22 protein-coding genes are annotated in these 26,896 nt (G+C 32.4%); 15 read left to right on the top strand and 7 right to left on the bottom strand.

The window, feature by feature from the left end; all coding sequences use genetic code 11:
- Positions 1-43: 43 nt before the first annotated feature.
- Positions 44-1,702 (bottom strand): RagB/SusD family nutrient uptake outer membrane protein, encoded by a 1,659-nt coding sequence (locus tag ACN0TY_RS09890; RefSeq protein ID WP_417444361.1) that lies wholly within the window; start codon positions 1,700-1,702, stop codon positions 44-46.
- Positions 1,703-1,720: 18 nt separating this feature from the next.
- Positions 1,721-4,642, bottom strand: coding sequence for a SusC/RagA family TonB-linked outer membrane protein (locus ACN0TY_RS09885; RefSeq protein ID WP_417444360.1), 2,922 nt, complete (start codon positions 4,640-4,642; stop codon positions 1,721-1,723).
- Between the two features lie 364 nt (positions 4,643-5,006).
- Between ACN0TY_RS09885 and ACN0TY_RS09880 the strand changes: the two genes are divergently transcribed.
- The 5 genes from ACN0TY_RS09880 to ACN0TY_RS09860 are packed head-to-tail and all read left to right on the top strand — an operon-like array spanning position 5,007 to position 9,823.
- Entirely contained in the window at positions 5,007-6,140 is a 1,134-nt protein-coding gene (locus ACN0TY_RS09880) for an SIS domain-containing protein (RefSeq protein ID WP_417444359.1), read from the top strand.
- A gap of 4 nt (positions 6,141-6,144) precedes the next feature.
- The gene (locus ACN0TY_RS09875) at positions 6,145-7,071 is read left to right on the top strand and encodes a 1-phosphofructokinase family hexose kinase (protein ID WP_417444358.1); all 927 of its coding nucleotides are present in this window, start codon (positions 6,145-6,147) and stop codon (positions 7,069-7,071) included.
- A complete protein-coding gene (locus tag ACN0TY_RS09870) occupies positions 7,061-8,005 on the top strand; it encodes a carbohydrate kinase family protein (RefSeq protein WP_417444357.1) in 945 nt (314 codons plus the stop codon). Before ACN0TY_RS09875 ends, ACN0TY_RS09870 begins: the two co-directional genes overlap by 11 nt.
- Positions 8,006-8,013: 8 nt before the next feature.
- On the top strand, positions 8,014-8,832 hold the full coding sequence (locus ACN0TY_RS09865) for a class II fructose-bisphosphate aldolase (protein ID WP_236958727.1): 819 nt from the start codon (positions 8,014-8,016) through the stop codon (positions 8,830-8,832).
- 4 nt (positions 8,833-8,836) lie between these two features.
- A complete protein-coding gene (locus ACN0TY_RS09860) occupies positions 8,837-9,823 on the top strand; it encodes an amidohydrolase family protein (RefSeq protein ID WP_417444356.1) in 987 nt (328 codons plus the stop codon).
- An 81-nt stretch (positions 9,824-9,904) separates the two neighbouring features.
- Here the strand turns inward: ACN0TY_RS09860 and ACN0TY_RS09855 are convergent, their stop codons facing one another.
- A complete protein-coding gene (locus ACN0TY_RS09855; RefSeq protein ID WP_417444355.1) occupies positions 9,905-11,713 on the bottom strand; it encodes a glycoside hydrolase family 15 protein in 1,809 nt (602 codons plus the stop codon).
- A 205-nt stretch (positions 11,714-11,918) separates the two neighbouring features.
- Between ACN0TY_RS09855 and ACN0TY_RS09850 the strand changes: the two genes are divergently transcribed.
- From ACN0TY_RS09850 to ACN0TY_RS09835, 4 genes are all read left to right on the top strand, one after another.
- Positions 11,919-14,129 (top strand): bifunctional alpha,alpha-trehalose-phosphate synthase (UDP-forming)/trehalose-phosphatase, encoded by a 2,211-nt coding sequence (locus tag ACN0TY_RS09850; RefSeq protein WP_417444354.1) that lies wholly within the window; start codon positions 11,919-11,921, stop codon positions 14,127-14,129.
- Between the two features lie 50 nt (positions 14,130-14,179).
- Complete coding sequence (locus ACN0TY_RS09845) at positions 14,180-15,514, top strand: M28 family peptidase (protein ID WP_417444353.1); 1,335 nt, start codon at positions 14,180-14,182, stop codon at positions 15,512-15,514.
- Positions 15,515-15,568: 54 nt separating this feature from the next.
- A complete protein-coding gene (locus tag ACN0TY_RS09840; protein WP_417444352.1) occupies positions 15,569-16,408 on the top strand; it encodes a dienelactone hydrolase family protein in 840 nt (279 codons plus the stop codon).
- Between the two features lie 133 nt (positions 16,409-16,541).
- A complete protein-coding gene (locus ACN0TY_RS09835; protein ID WP_417444351.1) occupies positions 16,542-18,185 on the top strand; it encodes a M1 family metallopeptidase in 1,644 nt (547 codons plus the stop codon).
- 3 nt (positions 18,186-18,188) lie between these two features.
- Here ACN0TY_RS09835 and ACN0TY_RS09830 read toward each other — a convergent pair whose 3' ends face one another.
- Complete coding sequence (locus tag ACN0TY_RS09830; protein ID WP_417444350.1) at positions 18,189-19,163, bottom strand: App1 family protein; 975 nt, start codon at positions 19,161-19,163, stop codon at positions 18,189-18,191.
- Positions 19,164-19,414: 251 nt separating this feature from the next.
- Between ACN0TY_RS09830 and ACN0TY_RS09825 the strand changes: the two genes are divergently transcribed.
- The 6 genes from ACN0TY_RS09825 to ACN0TY_RS09800 all read left to right on the top strand — a co-directional run bounded on the left by ACN0TY_RS09825 (position 19,415) and on the right by ACN0TY_RS09800 (position 23,575).
- Complete coding sequence (locus ACN0TY_RS09825; protein ID WP_417444349.1) at positions 19,415-20,116, top strand: DUF2490 domain-containing protein; 702 nt, start codon at positions 19,415-19,417, stop codon at positions 20,114-20,116.
- A 177-nt stretch (positions 20,117-20,293) separates the two neighbouring features.
- Entirely contained in the window at positions 20,294-20,893 is a 600-nt protein-coding gene (locus ACN0TY_RS09820; protein ID WP_236958736.1) for a YceI family protein, read from the top strand.
- A gap of 61 nt (positions 20,894-20,954) precedes the next feature.
- Positions 20,955-21,542, top strand: coding sequence for a superoxide dismutase family protein (locus ACN0TY_RS09815; protein ID WP_417444348.1), 588 nt, complete (start codon positions 20,955-20,957; stop codon positions 21,540-21,542).
- 105 nt (positions 21,543-21,647) lie between these two features.
- Complete coding sequence (locus tag ACN0TY_RS09810; protein ID WP_236958738.1) at positions 21,648-22,178, top strand: RNA polymerase sigma factor; 531 nt, start codon at positions 21,648-21,650, stop codon at positions 22,176-22,178.
- Positions 22,178-22,972: an anti-sigma factor domain-containing protein gene (locus ACN0TY_RS09805; protein WP_417444347.1), complete on the top strand. Its 795-nt coding sequence runs from the start codon at positions 22,178-22,180 to the stop codon at positions 22,970-22,972. The genes ACN0TY_RS09810 and ACN0TY_RS09805 overlap by 1 nt, the downstream gene beginning before the upstream one ends.
- 30 nt (positions 22,973-23,002) lie before the next feature.
- Complete coding sequence (locus tag ACN0TY_RS09800) at positions 23,003-23,575, top strand: pentapeptide repeat-containing protein (protein WP_417444346.1); 573 nt, start codon at positions 23,003-23,005, stop codon at positions 23,573-23,575.
- Positions 23,576-23,637: 62 nt separating this feature from the next.
- On the opposite strand, the gene ACN0TY_RS09795 is transcribed toward ACN0TY_RS09800, so the two are convergent.
- Genes ACN0TY_RS09795 through ACN0TY_RS09785 form a run of 3 tightly spaced genes read right to left on the bottom strand, consistent with a single transcriptional unit; the run spans position 23,638 to position 26,765 of the window.
- Complete coding sequence (locus ACN0TY_RS09795; RefSeq protein WP_417444345.1) at positions 23,638-24,960, bottom strand: sugar MFS transporter; 1,323 nt, start codon at positions 24,958-24,960, stop codon at positions 23,638-23,640.
- 39 nt (positions 24,961-24,999) lie between these two features.
- Entirely contained in the window at positions 25,000-25,728 is a 729-nt protein-coding gene (locus ACN0TY_RS09790; protein WP_236958742.1) for a LytR/AlgR family response regulator transcription factor, read from the bottom strand.
- On the bottom strand, positions 25,725-26,765 hold the full coding sequence (locus ACN0TY_RS09785; protein ID WP_417444344.1) for a sensor histidine kinase: 1,041 nt from the start codon (positions 26,763-26,765) through the stop codon (positions 25,725-25,727). The genes ACN0TY_RS09790 and ACN0TY_RS09785 overlap by 4 nt, the downstream gene beginning before the upstream one ends.
- Positions 26,766-26,896: the final 131 nt, after the last annotated feature.

The raw sequence follows: 26,896 nt of genomic DNA, 5'->3' as shown, positions 1-26,896 counted from the left end.
CAGCTGAATCATAATTTATGATTCAGCTGTATATTAATATTATTTAATCGTTTTGAATTAACGTTGGCTGCACATTAATTTGAACTTCTGGTATGTATTCTATAACTCTATCATCTGTTGGTAAAATCTCATAATAAGGATTGCTTCCTGATAAATGAGTTCCTGGGTACTTTCTATCCATTGTGTCATTATTTCTAAAAACATCGAATTTTCTATGCCCTTCATATGCTAGCTCTAATCTTCTTTCATCTAAAACTACATCCAATAAGTTTTTCCCAGCTGGAAAGTCTGAAGCACTATCGTAAGCGTCTATTCCTGCTCTCTCTCTTAATATATTTATATTGCTTAGCGCTTGAGACTCGTTACTCATTTTAGCGTAAGCTTCTGCTCTGTTAAGATACATTTCTGCTAGACGAGAAACTACAGGAGACCATAAATGAGGAACCCCTTCTTGTAACGACGCTTTCAACACGTAAAATTTAGGAAATCCATTTCTCTTAAACATGTCGTAACCATAAGTAACATATGTTTTAGAACCTCCATTATTAAAGTAATATAACGTTTCATCATCTCCTTCTTCTGTCATCACCTCAACTTTACTTCCATCTTCTGTAAAGTAGATCTTACCATTCTCCTCTGTAGTTCTTCGGAATTGGTATGTATAATTATCATTAATCCAATAAACAGCAGGAATTTTATTTCCATCTTCATCTAATTCGAATTGTGGATCTATAAACTCTTTTCTAGCATCATTAGGGTTTTCATTTATAAGATCTAAATAAGAACTAGAAGCATACATTTCTCCCCAACCTGTTCCTTCAATATTTGCGTAAAGAGATCCTACAGTATACCATCCTGGAGCTCCACTTTCGTTGTAATCTGATTCTTCAACAAAACGGAAACAAAAAATCGTTTCTGTATTGTCTTCAGGTACTTTTTGAAAATAATCTCCAAGTTCTGAAGTTGGTAACAACTGAAATCTTCCTGAGTTAATCACTTTATCAGCATATGTAATTGCCTGATCATTAACTCCCATATACAGATATACTCTAGATAAAAGCGCTTGCGCTGCTTCTTTTGTAGCGTAAGAGTTGGTTTTATTTACGCTCATTAAAGATTCTGCTTTTAAAAGATCTTTTACTACCTGATCATATACTTCTCCAACTGTATTTCTATCTGGAACATCAGAAACATCTGATGTTAACTTTAATGGAACTCCTAAATTTGAAGTCCCTTGATTGTATGGCCTTCCAAAAACGTTAACCAATTCGAAATAGGTATAAGCTCTTAAAAAATAATTTTCCCCAATTAATTGATCAGTTTCTACAGATTCTCCCTCTACTGCAAGTTCAATAACTTTATTACAACTTACAATTGCTTTATAACCAGAACTCCATACATCATTTATTCTACCACTAGTTGTAATATTATTATAATTGTATGTATAGAATAAAGCATCCGTAGTATTACCACTTAAGGATACATTATCTCCAGAAAATTCTGCTGCTCTATGCAACTGCGGAGAGAATCCATTTCCATCTCCATCTCCTTTTAATAAAGAGTATGAACCTCCCGTTACGGCTTCCAATCCTCCTTCACTTTCAAACAATTCGTCTGAAGCAACAGAATCATAAGGGAATCTATCTAGTTCACAAGCTGTAAAACTTGCTGCTGCTAATATTATATATAGTATTTTTTTCATTTTTATAGTTTTTTGATATTAAAATGATAATGATAACCCTAGCGTAATTCGCTTAGAAACTGGATACAATGCGTTATATGTACCATCAACTCCTACCTCTGGATCCATTCCAGAAAAATCAGTTAATGTCCATAAGTTATCACCAGATAAGTAGATGTTTAAGTTACTCATTCCCATTGTAGTCACCCACTCAGAAGGTAAAGTATACCCTAATCTTAAGTTTCTCATTCTTAAATAGCTACCATCTTCTAAATATCTTGAAGACACTTTATTAGATAAACTATTTCCACCGTTTACTAACTTAGGATGTGTTGCAATATCTCCTGGTTCTTCCCATCTGCTCCAACCATCAGCTAATACTTGTTGGTTATATGTTGGATAAGCTCCATCTGCATCATACAACTCTCTACTATAATTGTAAATTAGATTACCACTAGTGAAAGCAAAATTCGCAGAAAGAGATAAACCTTTATAACTAAATGCAGTTCCAAAACCTCCATAATAATCTGGTGTAGAAGTTCCAACTTCTTGTTGTGTAGCATCATTCCAGTTATTAGTTGTTGTAACTTCCCCAGTATCTTGGTCTACAACTTCCCATAAAGGATCTCCATTTTCTGGATCTACTCCAGCCCATTCACGCATATACCAAGTATTAATATCTTGACCTATGTTTAACCTCTTATTACCTTTAATGATTGCTTGATCTTCCAAAAGTTCTGTAACTTCATTAGTATTTACACCAATATTAAAATTAACAGACCATAAGAAATCTTCATTACGGATAACATCTGCATCTAAGAAAACTTCGAACCCAGTGTTTTTAACACCTCCAATATTTTCCCAATACCCACTATATCCTGTTACATCTGGGATAGAAACAAAATATAATAAGTCTGAAGTATCTTTAATATAATAGTCGAATGTCAACCCTACTCTATTAAAAAGACGAAGATCTAAACCAAAGTTTGATTGAAAAGATTTTTCCCAACCTACATCTTCATTTCCTAATTGAGAAGGCGTTGTTACTGGCACACCATTATATGTGTTATCTAAACTATATAAATCATATTGAGGGTATAAAGAACTTGGTCTGTTTCCTACAGCACCATAACTAGCTCTTAATTTAAGTTCATTTATTGCATCTATGTTGAAGAAATCCTCATTATGGATATTCCATCCAGCACTTGCAGAATAAAAAGTTCCATATTGATTATCTTCTCCAAAGTTAGAAGCCCCATCTCTACGGATAGACAATTGAACTAAATATCTATTATCGAATTTATAATTGGTATTGAATAAAAATGACTGCAAAGCATATTCATTTTTAAAACCTCCAACAGAATTAGGATTGGCAGCATTATTTAATATATCAGTTCCAGCAACAATTCCTTGTCCTGTTGCAGAAAAATCATCATATACATAATCGTTATATTCATATGCAGCCAAAGCAGTGAAACTATGATTTCCCCAAAGGTTTGAATATTTAAGCATTTGATTGGTGAACCTTGTTATTCTTCTTGCTGTAGATTGAGATAATCTTCCGTTATCTGCTAAACCACTATTTGAAGCAGGGTCTACATATGATTTACCATCATTTCTATATAAAGTATAACCATTTGTAGAGATGAATTTAAGATGGTCTGTTATTTTAAATTCTAAATCAAAGTTTGCATATAAATTAAATTCCTGAGACTGAGAGTTATTCCATTGTAAATCATATAAATAGTTACTCTTGTCTCTTCCTATCCATGGCACTCCATTTTCTTGTGGATTTACTAACTCTCCACTTTCATTATACGGAGAATCCCATGGCATATTAGTAAGCATCGAATGTAATTCATGTTGTCTATCATCAACTGTACTATAGTTAAGACCAATTTTAGGCTTTAAAGTTAATCGCTCTCCAAACTTATAATCTTGATTGATACGGAAACTTAATTTATCAAACTCATACCCCTTAATAGAACCCGTTTCATCATAATATCCTAAAGAAATATAAGTTTTAGATTTTTCTGTTCCTGCAGTAAAAACTAAGTTATGATCTTGTACAAATCCCGTTTGTGTACCATTATCTATCCAATCATAATCGCGATCTAATAAACTAGGGTTATACCACTCATTATCATTCTGATTGAATGTATCTCCAAACCCTTCATAATAGTTATACAACTGTTGAGAATTCATTACTTCAAAGTTCCCCTGATTAAATTCAGAAAAACCAGTTCTTGTACTAACAGTAAGTTCGCTTCTACCAACTTTTGCCTGTTTAGTTGTAACAACTACTACTCCATTAGCTCCACGAGAACCATAAAGAGAAGTAGCAGAAGCATCTTTTAAGACTGAAAGAGATTCAATTTCATTAGGATTTAAGTTTGGAGTTCCGTGCATAATTACACCGTCTACAACCCAAAGAGGACTTACACTTCCATCGATAGAAGACATCCCTCTAATTCTAATATCTGGTACAGAACCAGGCTGTCCAGACCCTTGAATTACTTGTACCCCAGAAACTTTACCTTGTAACATTGTAGATACATCTGGAGAAGTAACATCTGTAAGTTCTTTAGCGTCTATTGTAGAAACAGAAGCCGTAACTTCTTCTTTCGTTTGCGTTCCATACGCTACTACAACCACTTCATCAAGCTGTGATGCCGATACTTGCATAGCAACATTTATTTCTGAATCACTTCCTACTACAATTTCCTCTTCTTTAAAACCTATATAAGTAAATTTTAAAGTAGCTCCTTCTTCTGCTGAGATAGAGTAATTTCCGTCAAAATCGGTAACAACTCCTTTTGTAGTGTTCTTCACCAATATATTTGCTCCGGGAATTGGCATCCCTGTTTCTGAATCGGTTACAACTCCTGTAATTTCTTTCTCTTGAGCGAAAGAAGACAGGCAGTATATGAAAGTAACCAAAGTAAATAAGAGTTTCTTCATAAGAATGGTTTAAGATGATTTAATTGAATAACATAATTATATAGGTTATAATTTATGTTATAGAGTTTTTTTTCTAAAAAAACACAGAATACGTAAGTTATGTGTTTTCATATCGTTTGCTAATTTAAATATATTTTTTAATTAAGCAAAGAATAACAAAAATTTAACTTTCGTATACTTATTAAAGGTACAAACGACAATTATTAAGTAATAAATAAATAATATTCATAAATCAACTTATCGAAAAGCATAAATAAAAAGATATCGAAATTTTTTTTATTTTCGATTTATTGTTTAATTTGCATATCGCTAGTTTGCGAATAGATTAACCAGTACCCAATTAAAAAAAATCAATTACGAGATCATGAATCAAGAAATCATAAATAAAGATTTACATACAGAGCGTGAAATAAAAGCACAGCCAAGATTATGGATGGAAACTTTTTTAATGCTAATAGCTAATAAAGAGAGCATTAAAGACTTCCTTAATCCAATATTAAAAAAAGAAGGACTTAGAATCATATTAACTGGTGCAGGTTCTTCTGCTTTTATAGGAGAGGCTGCTCAAGGAATAATTCAAAAGAAAACAAAAATAGTAACACAAGCTGTCGCAACTACAGACATAGTAACTCATATCGATTCCTTATTAACAAAAAACAATCCTACATTGTTAGTTTCATTCGCAAGATCAGGGAATAGTCCTGAGAGTATTGAAGCTGTAAGATTAGCTGATGAGCATTGTGAAGATATATATCACCTAATTATTACGTGTAATAAAGAAGGGAAATTAGCTTCTTATTCTTCAGAAACAGAAAACCCATGCTATAGCATTATTCTTCCTGAAGAAACAAATGATAAAAGTTTAGCTATGACAAGTAGCTTTACTTCTATGCTATTAACTGCTATTCTTGTTTCTGATATCAATAACATTGAAACAGAAAAAGACTTGGTTAGTACAATTTGCGAACAAGGACAAACTATTTTAGATGCTCATGAAACTATTGCAGAGATCGCAAAAAGAAGTTTTGAAAGAGTTGTTTTTCTAGGGTCTGGAGAGATGTTAGGAATTGCTAGAGAGTCTCATTTAAAACTTCAAGAACTAACGGATGGTCAGGTGATTTGTAAACATGACTCCTTTTTAGGTTTCAGACACGGTCCGAGAGCAGTTGTAAATGCAAATACATTACTTGTCTACTTATTCTCTAACGACGCACATACATTTAAGTATGAAAAGGATTTGGTAGAAGATATAGCAAAAGACTCAAGAAATATACAATCGTTAACTATTGGTGCACCAGCAGATTTTAAACTTAAAAATGCTACCAATATATATATAAAACACACACCAAATAATTCATTACAAGCTGTACCAACAACAATATTGGCTCAGTTACTAGGCTTTTACAAGTCCTTAGAATTGGGGCTTAGTCCAGATAATCCATCTATTTCTGGAGCTATTAATAGAGTTGTACAAGGTGTAAATATTTATAAAAGATAGAAATATGATATTAAGTGTTTGTCCTAATCCGTCAATAGACACTTATGCATGGCTAGATACCATAGAAAGTGGGCTTCCTAACAGGATTTCAGAATTGAAACAATACCCTGGAGGAAAAGCAACCCATATTGCCATGGCACTAAGCGAGTTAAAGCAAAAAAATACTTTGCTAGGAAATTGGGCTGGTACAAGCGGAACATGGATCAAACAAGAATGTCAACTAAGGGATATTAATATATCAGGTATCGAACTTGAAGGGCAAAACAGAAAATGTTACACATTTCGTTCTCCAATAAGTTCGTTTAATAATACAGAATTATTAGAACCAGGCCCTACCTTTAAAAAAGAAGACTGGAATCCATTCTTAGAAATATTTAAGACAGAAGCTTCTAAAAGCTCTCTTATATGTGTCTCTGGATCTTGGCCTAAAGGCGCTCCAGAAGATGGATACAGCAAATTAATTGATATTTGTAACACTATAGACAAGAGAATTATTATAGATTGTTCTGGTGCACAACTTAAAAATGCACTTACTAAATCTTTCTTTGGGATCCATATTAATGAAGACGAATTAAAATCTATTTATAACAACGCTCCTATTGAAGTTATTGTAAAAGAACTTAGCCCTAAAATTAACCTTATTGCTATAACAAAAGGAAGAGAAGGTCTATGGCTTTATTATAATGGTAAATTTGTACATGCAAACGTTGTTATCGATCAAGTTATTAGTACAGTTGGAAGTGGCGATTGCCTAACAGCTGGTATTGCATACGCTGTTAATAACAATATGAACATTGAAGATATAGCTAAATATGGTGTTGCTTGTGGTGCCGCAAATTGCTTGAATGAAGATCTAGGAATTCTTAAATTAGAGGACGTAGAAAACTTATTACCTAAAGTCAAAATAAAAGAAAATACATATGCAGCATAAAGAACTACTTGTTGTAGGAGAATTAAATGTAGATCTAATTTTAAATCAGATTCAAGGGTTTCCTAAAATCGGAACAGAGATTATTGCTGATAAAATGAACCTAACGTTAGGGAGTTCTTCTGCAATAATGGCTGCCAACGCCTCTGCAATTGGGATAAACACAGCTTTTTGTGGTGTTGTTGGGAATGATGATTATGGAACATTTATTGAAGCTGAATTAGAAAAGAAACAAGTTAGTGCTGAATTTATAAAAAAAACTAACGAGCATCAGTCGGGAATTACAATTGTAATGAATTACGATCAAGACCGCGCTAATGTTACCTATTGTGGCGCCATGGAAGCACTTACAATAGATCTTATTCCTTGGAATGATATCAAGGGTTTTAAGCACTTTCACCTTTCTAACTTTTTTATTCAGAAAGGAATCAGAAAAGATATTACCGAAATCTTTAAAAAAGCTAAAGAATGTGGATTAACGACTTCTTTAGATTTACAATGGGACCCAGAGAATAAATGGGATTTTGACTATAAAGAGTGTTTACCTTTTGTAGATGTCTTTATGCCAAACAAGGAAGAAATCTTCGCATTAACAAAAAAGAACACCATTAAAGAAGCTGTAAGTTGCATCGAAGAATATGCAAATATTATAGTTGTCAAAATGGGTGAAGAAGGAAGTATTGCCTTCAAAAACAAAGAAGAATATAAAGCAACAGTATTTAACAATCCAGAACTAGTTGATTCTATTGGTGCTGGAGATTCATTTAATGCTGGATTTATAAAGAAATATATTGAAAAAGCACCTTTAAAAGAGTGCTTAAGAGTAGGAAATCTAATGGGAGCTTTAAATACAACAGCTGCTGGCGGAACTACTGCTTTTACAAACCTAGAATCGATTAAAGAAACAATAAAATCAAAGTTTAATTCTGAATTATAAAAAAAGCTATGAAATTAAAAGATAAATTAGAACAATTTAGCAGTGAGAAAAGAGGATTATTAGCAACTAATTTTTATAATCTTGAAACGCTACACGGAGTTTTAGGAGCTGCTTCAGAATTAAATGAACCGATTATATTACAACTCACAAAGAGCTCTATAGATTATATGGGATTAGATTCTGCTGTAAAACTAGGAAGAGCTGGTTTAGAGCAATTTGGTGTTGAAGGTTGGATTCACTTAGATCATGGTGGTTCTGTAGAGCTTGTTCAGCAGTGTTTAGATGCTGGTTTTGATTCTGTAATGATAGATGGTAGCGAGCTTCCTTTTGAAGAAAATATCAAAATGACACAAGAAGTTGTAAAACGTGCTAAAGATTATGGAGCTCATGTAGAGGCAGAATTAGGATATGTTGCAAAACTCGGGCAATCTCACGGAAAACAAGGATTTACACAACCATCAGAAGCAAAAGAATTTGTAGATGCAACTGGTGTAGATGCGCTTGCTGTTGCAATTGGTACAGCTCATGGTTTTTATAAGGAAGAGCCTAATTTGGATATCGAGTTGCTAAAAGCTATAAAAGAAGTAACCAATGCCACTCTTGTTCTTCACGGTAGTTCTGGTGTCCCTCATAGCCAGGTACAAGAAGCTATTAGCAATGGTATTTGCAAAGTAAATCTTGCTACTGAAATTAAGAATATGTTTATGAAAACTCTTCAGCAAGAACTCACAAATAATGAGGAAATCGATTTAAGAAAAGTTTTCCCTAAAGCAACAAATAAAGTTACCGATTTAGTGAAAACAAAATTAGTAATGGTAAAAAATTAAAGTTATGCTAAACCCATTTATTGATGCGCATGTACATTTAAATACGCGCTCTGAAGCAAAGATGAAATTAGCGAAAAAATACAATGTTTCGTTTTTATCTATCAACACCGAAATTCCTTTTTTTGAAAGTGTTGAAGATCAACAGCAAGTGATTCATGATTTAGAAGCTAAATTTCCAAATATGACAAAGTTTATTACAAGCTTTGACACTAAATATTGGAATACAGACAAATGGCTTCCGCGTGCATTACAGCTCATAAAAACTGGATTAGAAAATGGCGCTGTTGGTGTTAAAATATGGAAGAATATCGGGATGGATCCAGATATTAAAGACAAAGACGGAAACTTTGTTTTACTAGATGATGACCGTTTTGATCCAATTTATCAATATTTAGTTGATAATGATATTTTACTAATTGGACATCAAGGAGAACCTAGAAACTGCTGGCTTCCTCTTGAAGAAATGACTGTAGATTCTGATAGGAATTATTTTTCTGAGCATCCAGAATATCATATGCACTTATTACCAGAATACCCTTCTTATGAAGCGCAAATGGAAGCTCGTGATAATGTTTTAAAGAAATTCCCTGATTTAAAATATGTAGGATTACATTTATTTAGCATGGAATGGAGCATAGACGAGGTTGCAAAACGCTTGGATGCTTATCCTAATACAATGACAGATTTAGCAGAAAGAATATGCCATGTGCAACTACAAGCTAAAGATGATCATAAAAAAGTGAGAGACTTTTTCATAAAATATCAAGATCGAATTATCTATGGAACAGATGTAATTGACGATGGTAGCATGGATGATGAAACACTTACCAATAAGTTTGAAACACTTTGGTTAAACCATTGGGATTTCTTCGCTACAGATAAAATATTAACAGCTCCAGAATTTAAAGGAACTTTTAAAGGCTTAGAATTACCAGAAGAAGTTTTAGAAAAAATATTCAGAACTAATGCTATCAAAACTTACCAGTTTTAATAGTTTAGAAAAAATACATTTATTCAGATTTTGCTTTAATCCAAGATAGGTTTCATATACCTATCTTGGATTTTTTTATTGTTAATCTTGCCTTACATTTCCAATAATCTGCTCTTCTTCAGTCTTATAATTAGAAAGGTTTATAGCCGTTTCTATAAGTGCTAAGTGAGAATATGCCTGCGGAAAATTACCCAGAAGTCTCTTCGTTTTAAAATCTATATCTTCACTAAACAAGCCTAAGTGATTGCTATAGGAAAGCAATTGATCGAATAGCTTAACCGCCTTATCGTGCTCTCCAATTTTATTTAACGCATTAATAAACCAGAATGTACATATTGTAAACGATGAGGATGGCAATCCGAAATCATCTTGATTTTTATATCTATATAAAAGTCCGTCATTGCTAAGCTCTTTTTCTATTGCCTTAACAGTCCCAACATACCTTTCATCTTTAGCGTCTATAAACCCATAAGGCTCCATCAATAAAACTGATGCGTCTAAATCTTTAGAACCGTAAAATTGTGTAAATGCATTTACCTCTCCGTTCCATGCATTTTCATGAATGTCATCTTTTATTTCCTTTTCTAAGGCAGACCATTTATCAATCTTACGTGTCTTATTTAGCATTTTAGCAACTCTTAAAGCTCTATCTACAGCTACCCAACATAATACTTTAGAAAATGTAAAATGTTTCTCTTCTGTACGGAATTCCCATATTCCTTTATCAGTTTCTTTCCAATGCTTATTAACCACCCAAACAATCCCTTTAGTTATAGTCCATAAGTCCTCACTATTTTCAATTTGAGTGCTAAATTTCATAAACTGCTCGTAAATAACATCCATTAAAATTCCATAGATATCATTTTGTCGCTGTTCATAAGCAGCATTTCCAATTCTAACGGGTTTAGATCCTTTATAACCACTTAAATGGTCTAAAGTCTCTTCTGTAAGCATCTTCTCCTTATTAATTCCATACATAATTTGGAGCTTCTCATCTTTATCAGGAATTAAATCAATAATAAACTGAAGAAAACGCTTGGCCATATTTTTATGTCCTAATTCAGAAACAACTTTTATAACCATTGAAGCATCTCGAATCCAACAGAAACGGTAATCCCAATTTCTAACTTCCCCTATTGTTTCTGGTAAAGAAGTTGTTGCAGCAGCTAAAACCGCTCCCGATTTATCATAACTCAACATCTTCAAAGTAAGGGCACTTCTTATAATCTCTTCGTTATACTTCTCGTAAGTTGGTGTTCTATCGGACCAATTTAACCAGTATGTTTTAGTTCGCGTAAGCTCTAAAAAAGCTTTATTTACGGTTGGAACAAATATTTTTTCATTATAACCAACTAAAAAATAACCATCTTCAGTAATTTCAAGTTCCTCCCCTTTTGCTACTTTATCTTTATCATAACTCGTGTAGAGAAAAAGTGTGTCAAATTTTTCTTTATCAGTTAAACTAACAATAAAATCTTCCTTTACATAAGTATTGGTAACCCCTAAAGCATATTCTAACTTCGGGTTATAGTCTACTTTAAATTTTGGAGTTCCACTTTTATGCTCTACATATCTTATTACATCTGGCGGGGAATTATATCCACCATCTTCTTCGTAATAACGAGGCATAAAATCCCAAATGGCAAAAGCGTCTTTTCCGTTAGAAAAAGTTGTTACTAAAACACTTGTATTCTTGTAGTATTCTTGAGAAATAGTGTAGCTCTCATCTACTTTAAAACCGAAGTAACCTCCTATTTCATCATCTAATATTTTAGCGAATACAGAAGAAGAATCAAATTCGGGCAAACAGCACCAATCAATAGAACCCGTTTTTGATATTATAGCAGCGCTTCTGCAATTTCCAATAATTCCGTATTCTAAATTATTCATTAATTATAAATTTTATAACGTTTAAAAAGTAATATTTCCTTAAATTAACGAAAATCTTAGCTTTAAACCAAGATCCAATTAATAAATGAAAGTTAATAATAAGACGCATTTATATATTGATAAAACAAAGAGGCTAAAAATATTATTTTGATAAATTTAGTACTAAAAAACAATCAACATAGAAAAAGAAAACTAGATCTTAATTATGAGTAAAACAATCATTGTTTCCAACCGACTACCATTACAAATTAAACTTAACGATAGTGAACTAGAAATAACTCCTAGTATTGGAGGACTTGCCACTGGAATGAAATCTGTTCATAAAGATGGCGATGGAATTTGGATTGGTTGGTCTGGACTTACCGAAGAAGAATTAGACGATACCCTAATAAAAAAGGTAGATAAAGCTGTTGCAGATGAAAATTGCGCTGCGGTAAATCTAACTCAAAAAGACATTGACAATTATTACTTTGGATTTAGCAACAGAACACTGTGGCCCCTTTTTCATTATTTTACGGAATATACAGAGTTTGAAAAAGATTATTGGGAATCTTATAAAAAAGTAAATGAAAAATTTGCTGAAGTAGTTATAGAAAACCTAGAAGAAGGAGACAAAGTCTGGGTTCATGATTATCAATTATTACTACTCCCACAACTTATTAAAGAGAAGAGACCTGATGTTTCTATTGGTTTTTTCCTTCATATTCCTTTTCCTTCCTATGAGATTTTCAGAACATTCCCTTGGAGAGAAGAACTTTTAACAGGAATGCTGGGAGCAGATCTTATCGGTTTCCACACCTATGATTATGAACGTCATTTTTTAAGTTCAGTAAAAAGAATCTTAAGATTGGATGTTAAGTTCAACGAGGTAATTTATCATGATCGGATTGTAAAAGTTGATTCGTTCCCAATGGGAATTGATTACAAAAAATTTCATGATGCAGCGCTTAATCACACTCAATTAAAAACAAAAGATAGGTCTGAGCTACAAAAAAGACTTGACGACCATATGCAGTCTTCAGAAGACACAAAACTTATACTTTCCATAGATAGACTGGATTACACAAAAGGAATTCCTAATAGAATTCGTGCTTTCGAGTATTTTTTAAATAAATATCCTGAATTCAAAGAAAAGGTTCGTCTTATAATGTTGTCTGTACCATCGCGTTCCGATGTGCCGCAATATCAATTATTAAAAAAAGAAACCGATGAGCTGGTAGGGAGAATAAATGGGAAGTTTGCAACGGTAAGTTGGACTCCAATTTGGTATTTCTATCGTTCTATGCCATTTGATAATCTGATCGATTTATACACTTCTTCTGATGTGGCCCTTATTACTCCCGTTAGAGACGGAATGAATTTGGTTGCCAAAGAATATATAGCGACAAGAACTAAGCAAGATGGAGTTCTTATTTTAAGTGAAATGGCTGGAGCTTCAAAAGAAATGAATGAGGCGCTATTAATAAATCCAAATAACTTTGAAGAGATTGCAGATGCTATAAAACAAGCATTAATAATGCCTGTTGAAGAACAAATAGCTAGAAACAAAATTCTTCAAGAGCGTTTGGAGCGTTATAGCGTAGAAAAATGGGCTCATGAATTTATGAAATCATTAAATGCTACTAAAAATTTAGGGCAAGTTATTGTTGCTGAAAGATTAAAAAATACGCTTCAGGAGCAAATGATAAGTGAGTATAAAGATGCAGAAAGCAGCCTTATTTTACTTGATTACGATGGAACGCTTGCTGGTTTCCAAGACAATCCTAAGAATGCAAAGCCAGATGAAGATTTGTTTAAATTATTAGACCAATTAAATAATAAACCAAATACAGATATGGTTATTATTAGTGGTCGTGATAAAGAAACCTTTGAAGATTGGTTTGCCGATAAAGATTACTCTCTGATTACAGATCATGGGGTTTGGTTGAAAAAGAAAAGTACCGATTGGGAGCCTTTAGAACGTTTAAAAAGTGATTGGATGGAAAATATCCGACCAATATTAGAAACTTTCGTAGATCGAACTCCTGGAACATTTATCGAAGAAAAGAAATACTCATTAGCTTGGCATTACCGTAAAGCAGATCCTGAGTTAGCACAGATTAGAACTATGGAGCTAAATACGGTATTAACTAGCCTTATTTCTAATAACGATCTAACTGTTTTGCAGGGGAATAAAGTGATAGAGATTAAAAGCAGTAGCGTAAATAAAGGACGCGCAGTTTCTAGACTATTGGCAACTAAAGGCTACGATTTTATCTTTACAATTGGAGATGATTGGACAGATGAATATATGTTTGAAGAAGTACCAGAAGGTTCTTATACCGTTAAAGTCGGATTCAAAAAAACAAAAGCTAAATATTACGTAAAAGATACTTTTGAAGTTCGAGACGTGCTTAAAAAATTCATCGATTCATAAATAATTTAATGAACTTTAATACTTTTACCGATAAACAACCCCTCTTATAAATGAAAAAAATATTTTTTGCAGTTATTTTCTGTGCGAGTTCAATTATATCAGCTCAAACAGATCAACGTATCTATGATATTATAAATAATGTCTCTTCTGATAATATTGAAAAGGACATCACCAAGCTTGTCAGCTTTGGAACGCGGCATACACTGAGTGATACCATATCTACAACTACAGGAATTGGAGCCGCCAGAAGATGGATTAAAAGTGAGTTTGAAAATATCTCTAAAGATTGTAATAACTGCTTGAATGTTTCTTTTCAAAATAATTTTGTAGAAAAAGGGACCAACGAACGTATCACCAAAGATGTAAACATTGTAAATGTGGTAGCTATTCAAAAAGGAACCAAATACCCAAATCGCTACATTATAATGAGTGGAGATATCGATTCTAGAGTATCGGATGCAAACAATTATACTTCTACATCTCCTGGAGCTAATGATAATGCCAGCGGAATGGCTGGAACGTTAGAAGCAGCAAGAGTACTTTCAAAATATAAGTTTGAAAATAGTATTATTTATGTTGGACTTTCTGGAGAAGAACAAGGTTTATTTGGAGGAAAAGGATTGGCTAATTATGCCAAAGAGAACAACTGGGAGGTCATCGGAATCTTTAATAATGATATGATTGGTAATATAAAGGGTGTTGATGGGATTATTAGCAATACCGACTTCAGAATTTTTTCAGAACCAACACCTCCAACTGAAACAGAACGTGAAAGAACAATGCGAAGATTTTATGGTGGTGAAGTAGATGGAATTTCTAGACAATTAGCACGCTATATTCATAAAAATGTAAAAACATATATGCCAGAAATGAATCCGATGATGATTTATCGTTTGGATCGTTTTGGTCGCGGTGGGCATCACCGTCCATTTAACGATGCTGGATTTGCTGGAATTAGAATCATGGAAGCTCATGAAAATTATACGCAACAACACCAAGATATCAGAACAGAGAATGGCATTGAATATGGAGATGTACTTAAACATGTAAATTTTGATTATGCAGCCAAATTAACTGCTGTAAATGCTATTAACCTTGCTTCAATCGCTTGGGCGCCACCAGCACCAAAAAAAGTAGCAATTGGAGGTATTGTAGAGGCTTCAGCTAAATTAAAGTGGGATGAAGTACCTGGAGCAAAGGGATATAAAATATATTGGAGAGATACTACTTCCCCTACTTGGGATCATTCTCGATATGTAGAAGACATTACATCATTTACTTTAGAAGGGATTGTTATCGATAATTACTTTTTTGGTGTTTCTACAGTTGGTGAAAATGGCCATGAGAGTGTTGTTACTTTTCCAAATGCGATTATTAGAGACTAAAACCTTAATTTTAATAACAAATTCGTTTTTAAAACATACAAAACATTTACCGTTATGAAAGCTAATCTATTAACTATTGCAGCATTAATTCTATGTTGCTTTTCTTGTAAAACAGATTCTAAAAAAGAAGAAAAAGATCCTGTTAAAAAAGTAGTTTCTGAAATTAGTAACGAATTATCGGAATCCCAAAGGCACCATGAATGGATTGATCTAGAAAGAGAGAATGGCACTTTTAAAGCTTTTGTAGTCTACCCAGAAAGTAATGTAGCTACCGATGCTGTTATTGTAATTCATGAAAATAGAGGCCTGAATGATTGGGCTCGTTCTTTTGCAGACCAATTAGCTTCAAAAGGATTTCTAGTAATTGCCCCTGACCTTATTTCTAATTCCGTAGAAGGGATTGAAAAAACAACAGATTTTGAAAATACTGACAAAGCTCGTGAAGCAATTTATGCATTAGACCCAATGCAAGTTACGAAGGACTTAAACACCACATTTCAATACATTGTTAATGAACCTTCTAGCAACGGAAATGTTTCTGTAATAGGTTTTTGTTGGGGTGGCTCTCAGAGTTTTAGATATGCAACAAATAATCAAGAAATTAAGAAAGCCTTGGTTTTTTATGGAACCGCTCCTAAAGACTACGCTACATTAGAGTCTATTTCTGCTCCTGTTTATGGCTTTTATGGAGGAAATGACAACCGTGTAAATGCAACTATTCACGACACAAAAGATGCTATGGAAAAATATAATAAAAAATATGAAACTACCATCTATGATGGAGCTGGCCATGCATTTATGAGACAAGGAGCTGAAGCAAGCGCTAACGATCCAAATAAAAGAGCTAGAGATGCTGCATGGGGTGAATTGTTATCTATTTTAGATGAAGAATAACTCTTCAAAACACTAATTTATCTATAAATTAATCATTATATGTTGTTATAAGCTACCAAAAATATAGGCGCTCATCTCATTAGCTATAATAGATTTTATTTAGCTTTGTAGCTTCTTAATAATAAACCTCGCTATGAGAAACTTACTACTATTAATTTTTCTGTGCCTTTGTTTTAATGCAGAAGCTCAAGACACAAGCTTATTCAATAATGAAAACACTTTTTCAAGACAAGATACCCTTCGCGGTAGTATTACTCCTGAGCGAGCTTGGTGGGACTTAAATTATTACCATTTAGATATTGAGGTTAACCCAGAAGATAAATTTATTTCAGGTAAAAATACTATTCGCTACAAAGTACTTACTGAAAACCAAACCCTTCAAGTTGACTTACAACCTCCATTAAAAATTGAAAAAGTTACTCAGAATGATCAAGAGTTAGCCTTTACTTCAGAAGGGAATGCACATTTTGTAAAATTAAAGGAACAGCAGAAAGTAGGAAGCTATAACGAAATCGTTGTTTTTTATTCAGGTCATCCAAAAGAAGCTGTTAGAGCTCCATGGGATGGTGGTTTTACTTGGGAAAAGGATGATAATGGAAATGATTTTATAGCTACTTCTTGCCAAGGTCTAGGAGCCAGTGTTTGGTGGCCCAATAAAGACCATATGTATGATGAAGTAGATAGCATGAAAATTAGTGTTACCGTTCCTAAGAACTTAAAAGAAGTGTCTAACGGTCGACTCTTAAAAGTGGATAAGAATGAAAACACAGCTACATATCATTGGTTTGTAAGCAACCCTATAAACAACTATGGCGTAAATGTAAACATTGGTGATTATGTTCATTTTGGAGAGAAATATGATGGCGAAAAAGGAAGCTTAGATATGGATTATTATGTGCTAAGTTATAACCTTGAAAAAGCTAAGAAACAGTTCCAACAAGCGCCTAAAATGATGGAAGCTTTTGAACATTGGTTTGGGCCATATCCATTTTATGAAGATAGCTATAAACTGGTTGAAGTTCCATATTTAGGAATGGAGCACCAAAGCTCGGTTACTTATGGAAATAAATATGAAAACGGATACTTAGGAAGAGATTTATCGGGTTCTGGATGGGGTCTTAAGTTCGATTTTATCATTATTCATGAAACTGGACACGAATGGTTTGCCAATAATATTACAAATAAGGACATTGCAGATATGTGGATTCACGAAAGCTTTACAGCATATTCTGAATCGCTTTATTTAAATTATTACTATGGAAAAGAAGCTGCCTCAGCATATGTAATCGGAACAAGAAAAAGTATTAACAATAACAAACCTATTATTGGACAATACGATGTGAATTCTGAAGGTTCTGGTGATATGTATTACAAAGGATCAAATATGCTCCACACGCTTAGGCAATTAGTAGAAGATGATGAGAAATGGCGTTCTATACTAAGAGGTTTAAATAAAGATTTTTACCACCAAACGGTAACAACTAAGCAAATTGAAGATTATTTGTCAGAAAAAACAGGTATCGACCTCCATGCTTTCTTTAATCAGTATTTAAGAACTACAAAGATTCCTAATCTTGAATATAAGATTTCTAAAAATACACTTAAATTTAAATACACAGAAATTGTAGCGGATTTTGACATGCCAATTCAGGTAAAAATAAACAATTCTGAGCAGTGGATTTACCCAACTAATACGTGGAAAGAAATAAAAACTAAAGCTCCTATTAAGAGCTTTGAAGTAGATCAAGATTTTTATATTAAAAGTAGTAAACTATAAAACCTAGGCTTCACTTTTAAGTAAACCTATTTTTTTAGAATGCTCTATTGCCACAGAACTATGTTTAAAATAGCAAGTTGGAATATTAAATTCTTCCATATCTTGAAGTTCTTTAACCGTCTTGCTATTTTGCTTACTTTTTGTCTGCCTTACATAAATTGCAGCTACATTTCTAGGAAAATACTTTACTATTTTAGTATATAAAAAAGGGTCTCGTTGAGAGTCGTCTCCCATCAATACAAATCTCATTTCAGGATAAAACTCTAAAATGTCTTTTATTTTTTCGAATTTATGGTTGTGATTTCCTCTTCCTGAGAAAAATAAATCTAACAATCCCGTTTTTATCTTTTTCAGTTTAAAAACTGCTTTTGGTAATTCGTGGATACGTGTAAAATCTAGAATAAAGCTATATAAATTCCATTCGCTACTAGACACATAAAAAAAGGTATTTGTTTCTACAGTATCTTCTTTTCCTGCTTTACTCAGTAAGGAATAATGAGTTACAACATCCTCAAAAATCTTTCTTCTTTTTACATTTCTTGTGAGGAGTACGTATATTTTTTTTAAAAAATTCCCTGTATGCGAAAGTAAAAAAGTATCATCGATATCCGATATAAGACCAATTTTACCAGGGTATGGCTTTAAAAACTCACTTTCGCGCTTTACAACATTTCCCAAATAACTTGCCTCCACCCGATAGTCATGCCAACCAGCTTCCATATTACTACAAGGTACACAAACCCTAAAATAACCATCTTCTGAAGTTCTTGTTGTAAGCTTTTGGTCTTTAAAAAATATGGTTACTAATGCATTTTCCAATGTTTTTATGGTATACATTTCATACACACCTTTTGCATGTCTATAACCTTTTTTATCGGTTAACAAGTATTCTGGAGCTAATGATTTAAAAACATGACCAAATAATATTATTTGCTCTTCATTAGCATAGCCTCTATAGAGTTTGAGGTCGAATTTCATAGAAATAAATTTCCTTTATAGATATAAAGCTAATAATAATTTCCAACACCACCATTACCATTATTAGAATACTAACTTTCGGGCGTAAATAATGAATATATTTCAGTACTAATTATAAATTCTACAGAATACCAAATTTAACACATCAACAATGGGGAATCTATAATAATTATACAAGTTTTCTTAATTTTGCAATTCGTTGAGAAAAAAGCTATTGCACAAAAAATATAGCGAAAACTTAAAAAGTAATAATGCAAAAAGGAATATTTACATTAAAAAAAACCTTCCTCCTACTCTTCATTTTAAACATATTTAACATTTCTGCTCAAAATGGCACTGATAATCTTGGGAGCTGGTTTGCTCTCAATGGAACAAATATGATTTCCAAAAAATTCAGTTGGCATACAGAAGCTCAGTTTCGGTATTTTGAGTTTGTAGATAAATTTAATCAGACATTATTACGAACTGGAATTAATTATCACTTTTCAAAAAAATCTAGTGTTACTGCTGGATATGCATATATAGATACGGCGCCATACAATAGAGTAAATGATCTTCTTAAGTCTACAGAAAATAGAATTTACGAACAGTTTATCTTAAGGAATAACTTAGGGAAATTTAGTTTTAGACATCGCTATAGATTAGAACAACGCTGGATAAGTTCTTCTGGAAGCACTAGTCTTTTCAATAGGTTTCGTTACAATCTACAAGTAACTTACCCTATAGCAGATAAATGGAAATTAATTGTTTTTGATGAAATAATGATCAATTTCGAACCAGACTTATTCAATCAAAATCGATTTTTTGCAGGCTTCGCTTATATACCTACAAATTACATAGCTTTCCAACTTGGTTATTTAAAAAATCACTTTATAGACAAAAACTTTGATCGCATATCTTTAACTGTTGCCTTTAAAACAGATTTTATAGCTAATGCATTAAAAAAGAATTAATTCCATAGCAAAAACAAGTTTTAAAACTACATTACAGCTCAACAATAGCAAGGTTTATTATTTATAACCGATTTATATTCCCTGTGAATACGTGAAAACTTCGTTAATTCCAAACATATCCTTTGCTATTGACTGATATCTTCTTAATTTAGTTTCAACTAAAAAAATTCAAACAACATGAAAAAAATAGGTATCACATTTATAGCATTAGCCATGGTTATGGCTGTTAGCTGTAAGAAAAAAGAAAGTAAAACTGAAGTAAAAGAAAACGTTGAGGCAGTTGCTAAAGAGCCTTTAAAACTTCGTAATTCACTTCAATTTACTGCTTTTAAAACACCAGAAAAAGTTGGTGTTAAAGGTACTTTTACAGAAATAAATCTTACTAATATCCAAGAGGATGAAAATGCTATCAAAGATATTTTAACTGGTGCCAATTTTGAAATAAATACGAGTTCTATTTCTACAAAAGATGCTGGAAGAGATATAAAATTAAAAGAATTTTTCTTTGATAATTTAGCTTCTCAAAAGATTACAGGTACATTTAAAAGTTTTAATGGAAACGAAGCTATAGTTACTATTAAAATGAATGATGTAGAAAAAGACATTCCATTTGAGCTTAATGCTACTGAAAATGATGTGCTGTTATCTGGAAGTATCGATATGATTGAAGACTTTTCTGCTAATGAGGCGTTTAAAGCAATCCATGAAGCTTGTAAAGTATTACACCAAGATAAAACTTGGACAGACGTTAATATTGATGTTACAATAGCTAAATAACGTCACTTATTCCTCTAATAAGGCCTACTCTTAAATTAAGTTTAATTAAAAAAGTTCAAAAATGAAAAAAATAGGAATTTCAATTCTGGCTTTGACTTTAGTAGTAGCCATGAGTTGTAAGAAAAAAGAGAATAAAGAAACTACTGTAGAAAAGCAAACTACAACAGAAGTCAAAAAAGAAGTTAGCAAACCAGAAGCTAAGAAAATTAAAGTTTCTATGGAATCTAAAAGTGATTCTAATGCTAGCGGAAATGTTGTATTTAAAGAAGAAGATGGAGTTGTTACTATGACAGCGGTATTCGACGGACTAAATCCGGGAGTTCATGCAATTCATTTACATGAAAAAGCAGATTGTAGCTCCAAAGATGGTAAATCTGCTAACGGACACTGGAATCCAACTTCTGATAAACACGGAAAATGGGGAAGCCAAGATGGATACCATAAAGGAGATATAGGTAATTTTACTGCTGATGAAAACGGTAATGGTACAATTACTTTTGAAACTGATGAATGGTGTATAGACTGTGGCGATCCGAAGAAAGATATCATCGGTAAAGGAATTATTTTACATGAAGGAGCAGATGATTTCACCTCTCAACCAAGTGGTGCAGCAGGTACTCGTGTAAGTTGTGGAGCTATTACCCAGTAATAACTTTAGAGAAAAATAATACATAAGCTGTCTGAAAAGACAGCTTATTTTTTTGCCTATTAAAAAACAAATTTGTTCCTTTAAGGAATTAATCCTTATATCTTTATGGAGCAAGAACTACTTATTGAGCAAATAGTAAAGAAAGACCCCAAGGCTTTCGATATATTATATAACAATTATTCTAAAAGTCTTTTAGGTATTATTTTTAATATTGTCCGCAATGAAGAGGTTGCTGAAGAGATTCTTCAAGATGTCTTTATAAAGATTTGGAATAAGGCAGACACTTATACGCCATCCAAAGGAAGGATTTTTACTTGGATGCTTAATATTGCTAGAAATGCAGCCATAGATAAAACAAGGTCTAAGGATTTTAATAAAGATAAGAAAAACCTCAGCACAGATAATTTCGTAGATATTTTAAATGCGCATGATAATTTAAATGATAAGACAGACGCAATCGGTATTTCTAAATACGTAAAAAAACTAAAGAAAACTTGCATCGCTTTGATCGAGTTGTTATACTTTAAAGGTTTCACTCAAAAAGAAGCATCAGAAGAACTTAGTATTCCTATTGGAACTGTAAAAACTAGAAATAGAAACTGTATTGCAAACTTAAGGCAAATGCTACTTAAATAATGGATATAAAAGAATACATAGAATCTGGAATACTAGAACTTTATGTTGCAGGGGTACTATCAGAAAAAGAAAATGAAGAAGTATCAAAAGCAATTAAAGAACATCTAGAAGTTAGAGGTGTTGTTGAAGATATAGAATCTGCTATTTTAAAACTAACAGCTGCAGTTGCGCCTAAAGATGCGCAAAAACTATACGATAAGATAAAAGCCAATGTGCTTAAAGAAGAGCCTAAAGTAATTACCATCTCTACTAGAAAAACTAATTGGGCTGCATATACTGGTTGGGCTGCCACCATAATTTTGGCTGGTGGATTATATTATATGGCAAATCAAAACAACGATTTAAATTACCAACTACAATCGTCTGATGCTAAAAATGCTGTTTTAGAGAACAAAATTGCTGAAGCTAATCAAGATTTAGAGAAAGCAGAAGAATTGGTTTCTATAATTAGAGATAAAGATATTACTACTATTAATTTGAATGGGCAAAATGTAGCTCCACAGTCTTATGCTAAAGTATACTGGAAGAAAGACGAGAATGTAGTTTATATTGACGCCTTAGGACTTCCAGAACCTCCTCCAGGGAAAGTATATCAAGTTTGGTCTTTAAAATTAAGTCCTTTAACTCCTACTAGTATAGGTTTATTAGATGATTTTATTGGCGATGATAATAAAGTTTTTGAATTAGAAAACATAAATGAATCTCAAGCATTTGGAATTACTTTAGAGCCTGCAGGTGGAAGCGAAACTCCAACTATGGAGCAATTATATACGCTCGGAGTTGTTCAATCATAAATAAAAATGTAATTAATATTTCTCTTATTTATGAGCACTCCATTTGTTGAAGATCAAAATTATAAGGGAGCAGATTTCCATGAAAATCCGCTACCTAAAGGAGAGTATGACAATTGTACATTTACAAATTGCAATTTTAAAAATAGTGACTTAACAAATATTAGCTTTACAGCAACAACTTTTAGAGATTGTGATTTTAGTATGGCTAGTATTATAAATTCCTCTTTTAGTGAGGTAGAATTCTATAATTGTAAATTATTAGGGCTCCTATTTAATGAATGTAATTCTTTTTTGATGTCCTTTTATTTTAATAATTGCATCCTTAATTTCTCCTCTTTTCATAAACTAAAATTGATAAAAATTAAGTTTGAGGATTGCAACTTAGAGCAAGTAGATTTTTCAGAATGCAACCTTAGCATGGGAGATTTTGGCGGTAGTAATCTTACCAATACTATTTTTGAAAACACAAATCTTCAAGAAGCCGATTTCAGCACTGCTTCTAATTTTAATATAGACCCAGAGCGAAACAACCTTAAAAAGGCTAAATTTTCTACCGAAGGAGCGCTGTTACTATTAAATAAATATAAGATTACTATAGAATAAAAAAATCCCTCTAAAAGTAAATTACTTCTTAGAGGGATTTTTATTGATTATTTAATCTTGAATTACTTTTTTTTCAATCCAACTTTATGTCCATATACTGCATAATAAAGTATAATAGCATAGCATGGAAATAATATCCAATACCCTGCTGTTGCAGCTTCTCCAGTAGCAACAGCTGCTTCTACGCCACTAGTAATTAGTTCTTCTTTTTTAAGATCTACAATAGTTCCGTATAATGGTGGGATAATCGCTCCCCCAGAAATAGCCATTACTAATAACGCTCCTCCTGTTTTTGTATGTTTTCCTAATCCATTTAACGCTAAAGGCCAGATTGCAGGCCATACTAAAGCATTTGCAATTCCTAAAGCTGCTACAAAAAGTATCGATGTAAATCCAGTAGTAGATATAATTCCTATTCCAAATAAAATTCCTAATATGGCACTTGCTCTTAATGCAAAAGTCTGACTCATATATTTAGGAATTAAAAACACCCCTAATGCATAAGTTCCTACCATTGCCATCAATGTCATTAAAGTAAAAGATTTAGCTTCTTCTCCAGGCATACCTAATGCTAAACCATAAGATATTATTGTATCACCTGCAATCACCTCTACTCCAACGTAAACAAATAAAGCAAGTACACCTAACCATAAGTGTGGAAATTGAAAAATACTCTTTTCTTTAGTAACTGCTGTTCCATTTGTTTCCTCTTCGCTTGGAGCTGCTTCTACTTCTGGTAAAGGTGCTTTTGTAATTAATGCTGCTAAAATAAATAACACTATTGCCATTACAACATAAGGCATTACAACGCTATCCGCCATTTCATTTAATAAAGTATTCTTCTCATCAAGAGATACTTGTGTTAATTTTTCTTGTATTTCATCTATTCCAGAAAGTAATAAAGCACCAAATATTAATGAACCTAATGCTCCAGCAGTTTTGTTTGCAATTCCCATAATAGCGATACGCTTAGCAGCACTTTCCATAGGTCCTAATATGGTAATGTAAGGATTAGAAGCTGTTTGTAAAATTGTCATCCCTACTCCTTGAATAAATATTCCTGTTAAGAACACCCAATAGGTTCTAGCTTCTGCAGCAGGGATAAAAACCAAGGCTCCTATTCCCATTATTGCAAGTCCTAAAGACATTCCTTTTTTATATCCTACTTTACGGATAATATAAGAGGACGGCAAGGCCATCAATACAAAAGAAATATAAGAAGCGGAAGCTACTAAGTATGATTGGGCGTCTGTTAATTCGTTAATGGTTTTCATAAATGGAATTAGTGCTCCATTTATCCAGGTAACAAAACCAAAAATAAAGAAAAGTCCAGCTATAATAATAATTGGAACTAATGTGTTGTTCTTCTGGGAGGTTGTAGTCATAGTGTAAAATTCAACTTAAGTTAATATATCAATTAATCATTACTCATTTAAGAAATTCCCTTTATCCCTTAAAATCTTATCTTTTGTATATTTAGCATAATTCCTTCCTATAGGAATCTTTTTATTATCTATTTCAATTAAATTTCCCTCTAGAGACTTCACCTTATCAATAGCTATTGTATAAGACTTATGCACTCTTACAAAATTTTCCGAAGGAAGTTCCTCACTAATACTTGAAAGCGACTTATGAGACATATAAGTACCTTCTCTACTATGAAGTTTTATATAATCCTTTAAGCTTTCAATATATAGTATATCGTGTAAAAATATTTTTATAAGCTTCTTATCTACTTTAAGAAAAATATGTGGATCTTGATCAAAATCTACCGCTTGCTTTATTCCATTTAAAGTCATTAATCGGGCAGTAAGCTTATTAATAGACTTTAGAAATCTATTGAAAGGAATAGGTTTAACTAAATAATCTAAAACCTCTAACTCATAACTTTCAATAGCATATTCTCTATACGCGGTTGTTATTACGATTAACGGATGTTTATTTAGATTCCTAAGAAATTCCAAACCATTCATTTTTGGCATATTTATATCCAAAAAAATAACATCTATTTCTTCTTGATCTAATATATGTAATGCTTCAATTGGATTATTAAAAACCCCAACTACTTCTACATTCTTAAATTCACTAATATATGATTCAATAATCTCAACAGCCAATGGTTCATCGTCTATAATTAAGCTTTTTATTATCATTGTATCGGAATTTTTAGAACAACTACAAACATATCATTAATTACGTCAGTCGTCAAGTCAAACTTATCTTTATATAAAATTTCTAATCTCCTTCGCATATTTTTTAATCCAATTCCACCATGTGAATCTTTTTCATGATAATTAAAATTATTCACTGCCTTAAAAACTAATTCCTGAGCTACCCTTTCAAAAGAAACTTCTAACTTCAGCTTTTCGTCGTTCTTAACACCATGCTTAAAGCAATTCTCTATAAAAGGAAGGAATAGTAAAGAGGGAACTTGAATCCCATCTAAATTTCCTTCAATGCTTATTTCCGATTCAATATTTTCTTCATATCGTAACTTCTCGAGCTCTACATAATTATCTATATAGTTTATCTCTTGGATTAATGACAACCTCTTTTTACTAGCATCATAAATTATATATTTCATAATGTCTGACAAGCGAAGGACAACATCCGACGCTTTTGGAGATTTCTTTAATGTAAGAGCGTATAAATTATTTAACGTATTAAAGAAAAAATGAGGCTGCATTTGCGCCTTAAGATACTTTAACTCGGTTTTATACTGAAGCTCTTGAAGTTGCTGATTTTGATTCTTAACATTTACAAAATCCACAGTAAATTTAATCGCCGCTGTAATTCCTACTACATATAGTTCTCCAATGGTAACAGCCAAAATATGATTAAACCCAAAAGCTTCTTGTGTTCCTTGAGATTCTGGCCACAAATTTTTAGTGACCAACCAATAATTTAATCCGCTTCTTATAATATAATGTACTCCTAATAATATAATTAATGCGATAACGTAATAGAAATACTTTCTTTTGAATACGAATTTAGGAATTAAAACGTAAATATTAAGGTAAACAATAACAATATGAAGAGGAAATTCTACCAAATTCGAAGCAAATGAATATGAATAATCATTAAAATAACTCCCCCACCTTATAAAATTTATAAAAAAATAGATCCCCCAAAAGTATAAATGATACTTCAACGCAATCGTTTTCTTTACAAAGACTTCATTTACAGACATATTAAATATTCTTCATCGTTTTGGTCATTTTATTCAAAATTCTGTGAAAAAATATAACTATTCACTAGAATAACCAAAAAAAATTTAATGATATGTGATTCATAAAAACCGTCATCGAAAATTGAATGTCG

It is taken from the genome of Joostella sp. (assembly GCF_048266025.1).
GTDB classification, from domain to species: Bacteria; Bacteroidota; Bacteroidia; order Flavobacteriales; family Flavobacteriaceae; genus Galbibacter; species Galbibacter atrarenae.
The sequence above is the reverse complement of the archived record's forward strand: the minus strand, read 5'-3'. Positions and strand labels throughout refer to the sequence as shown.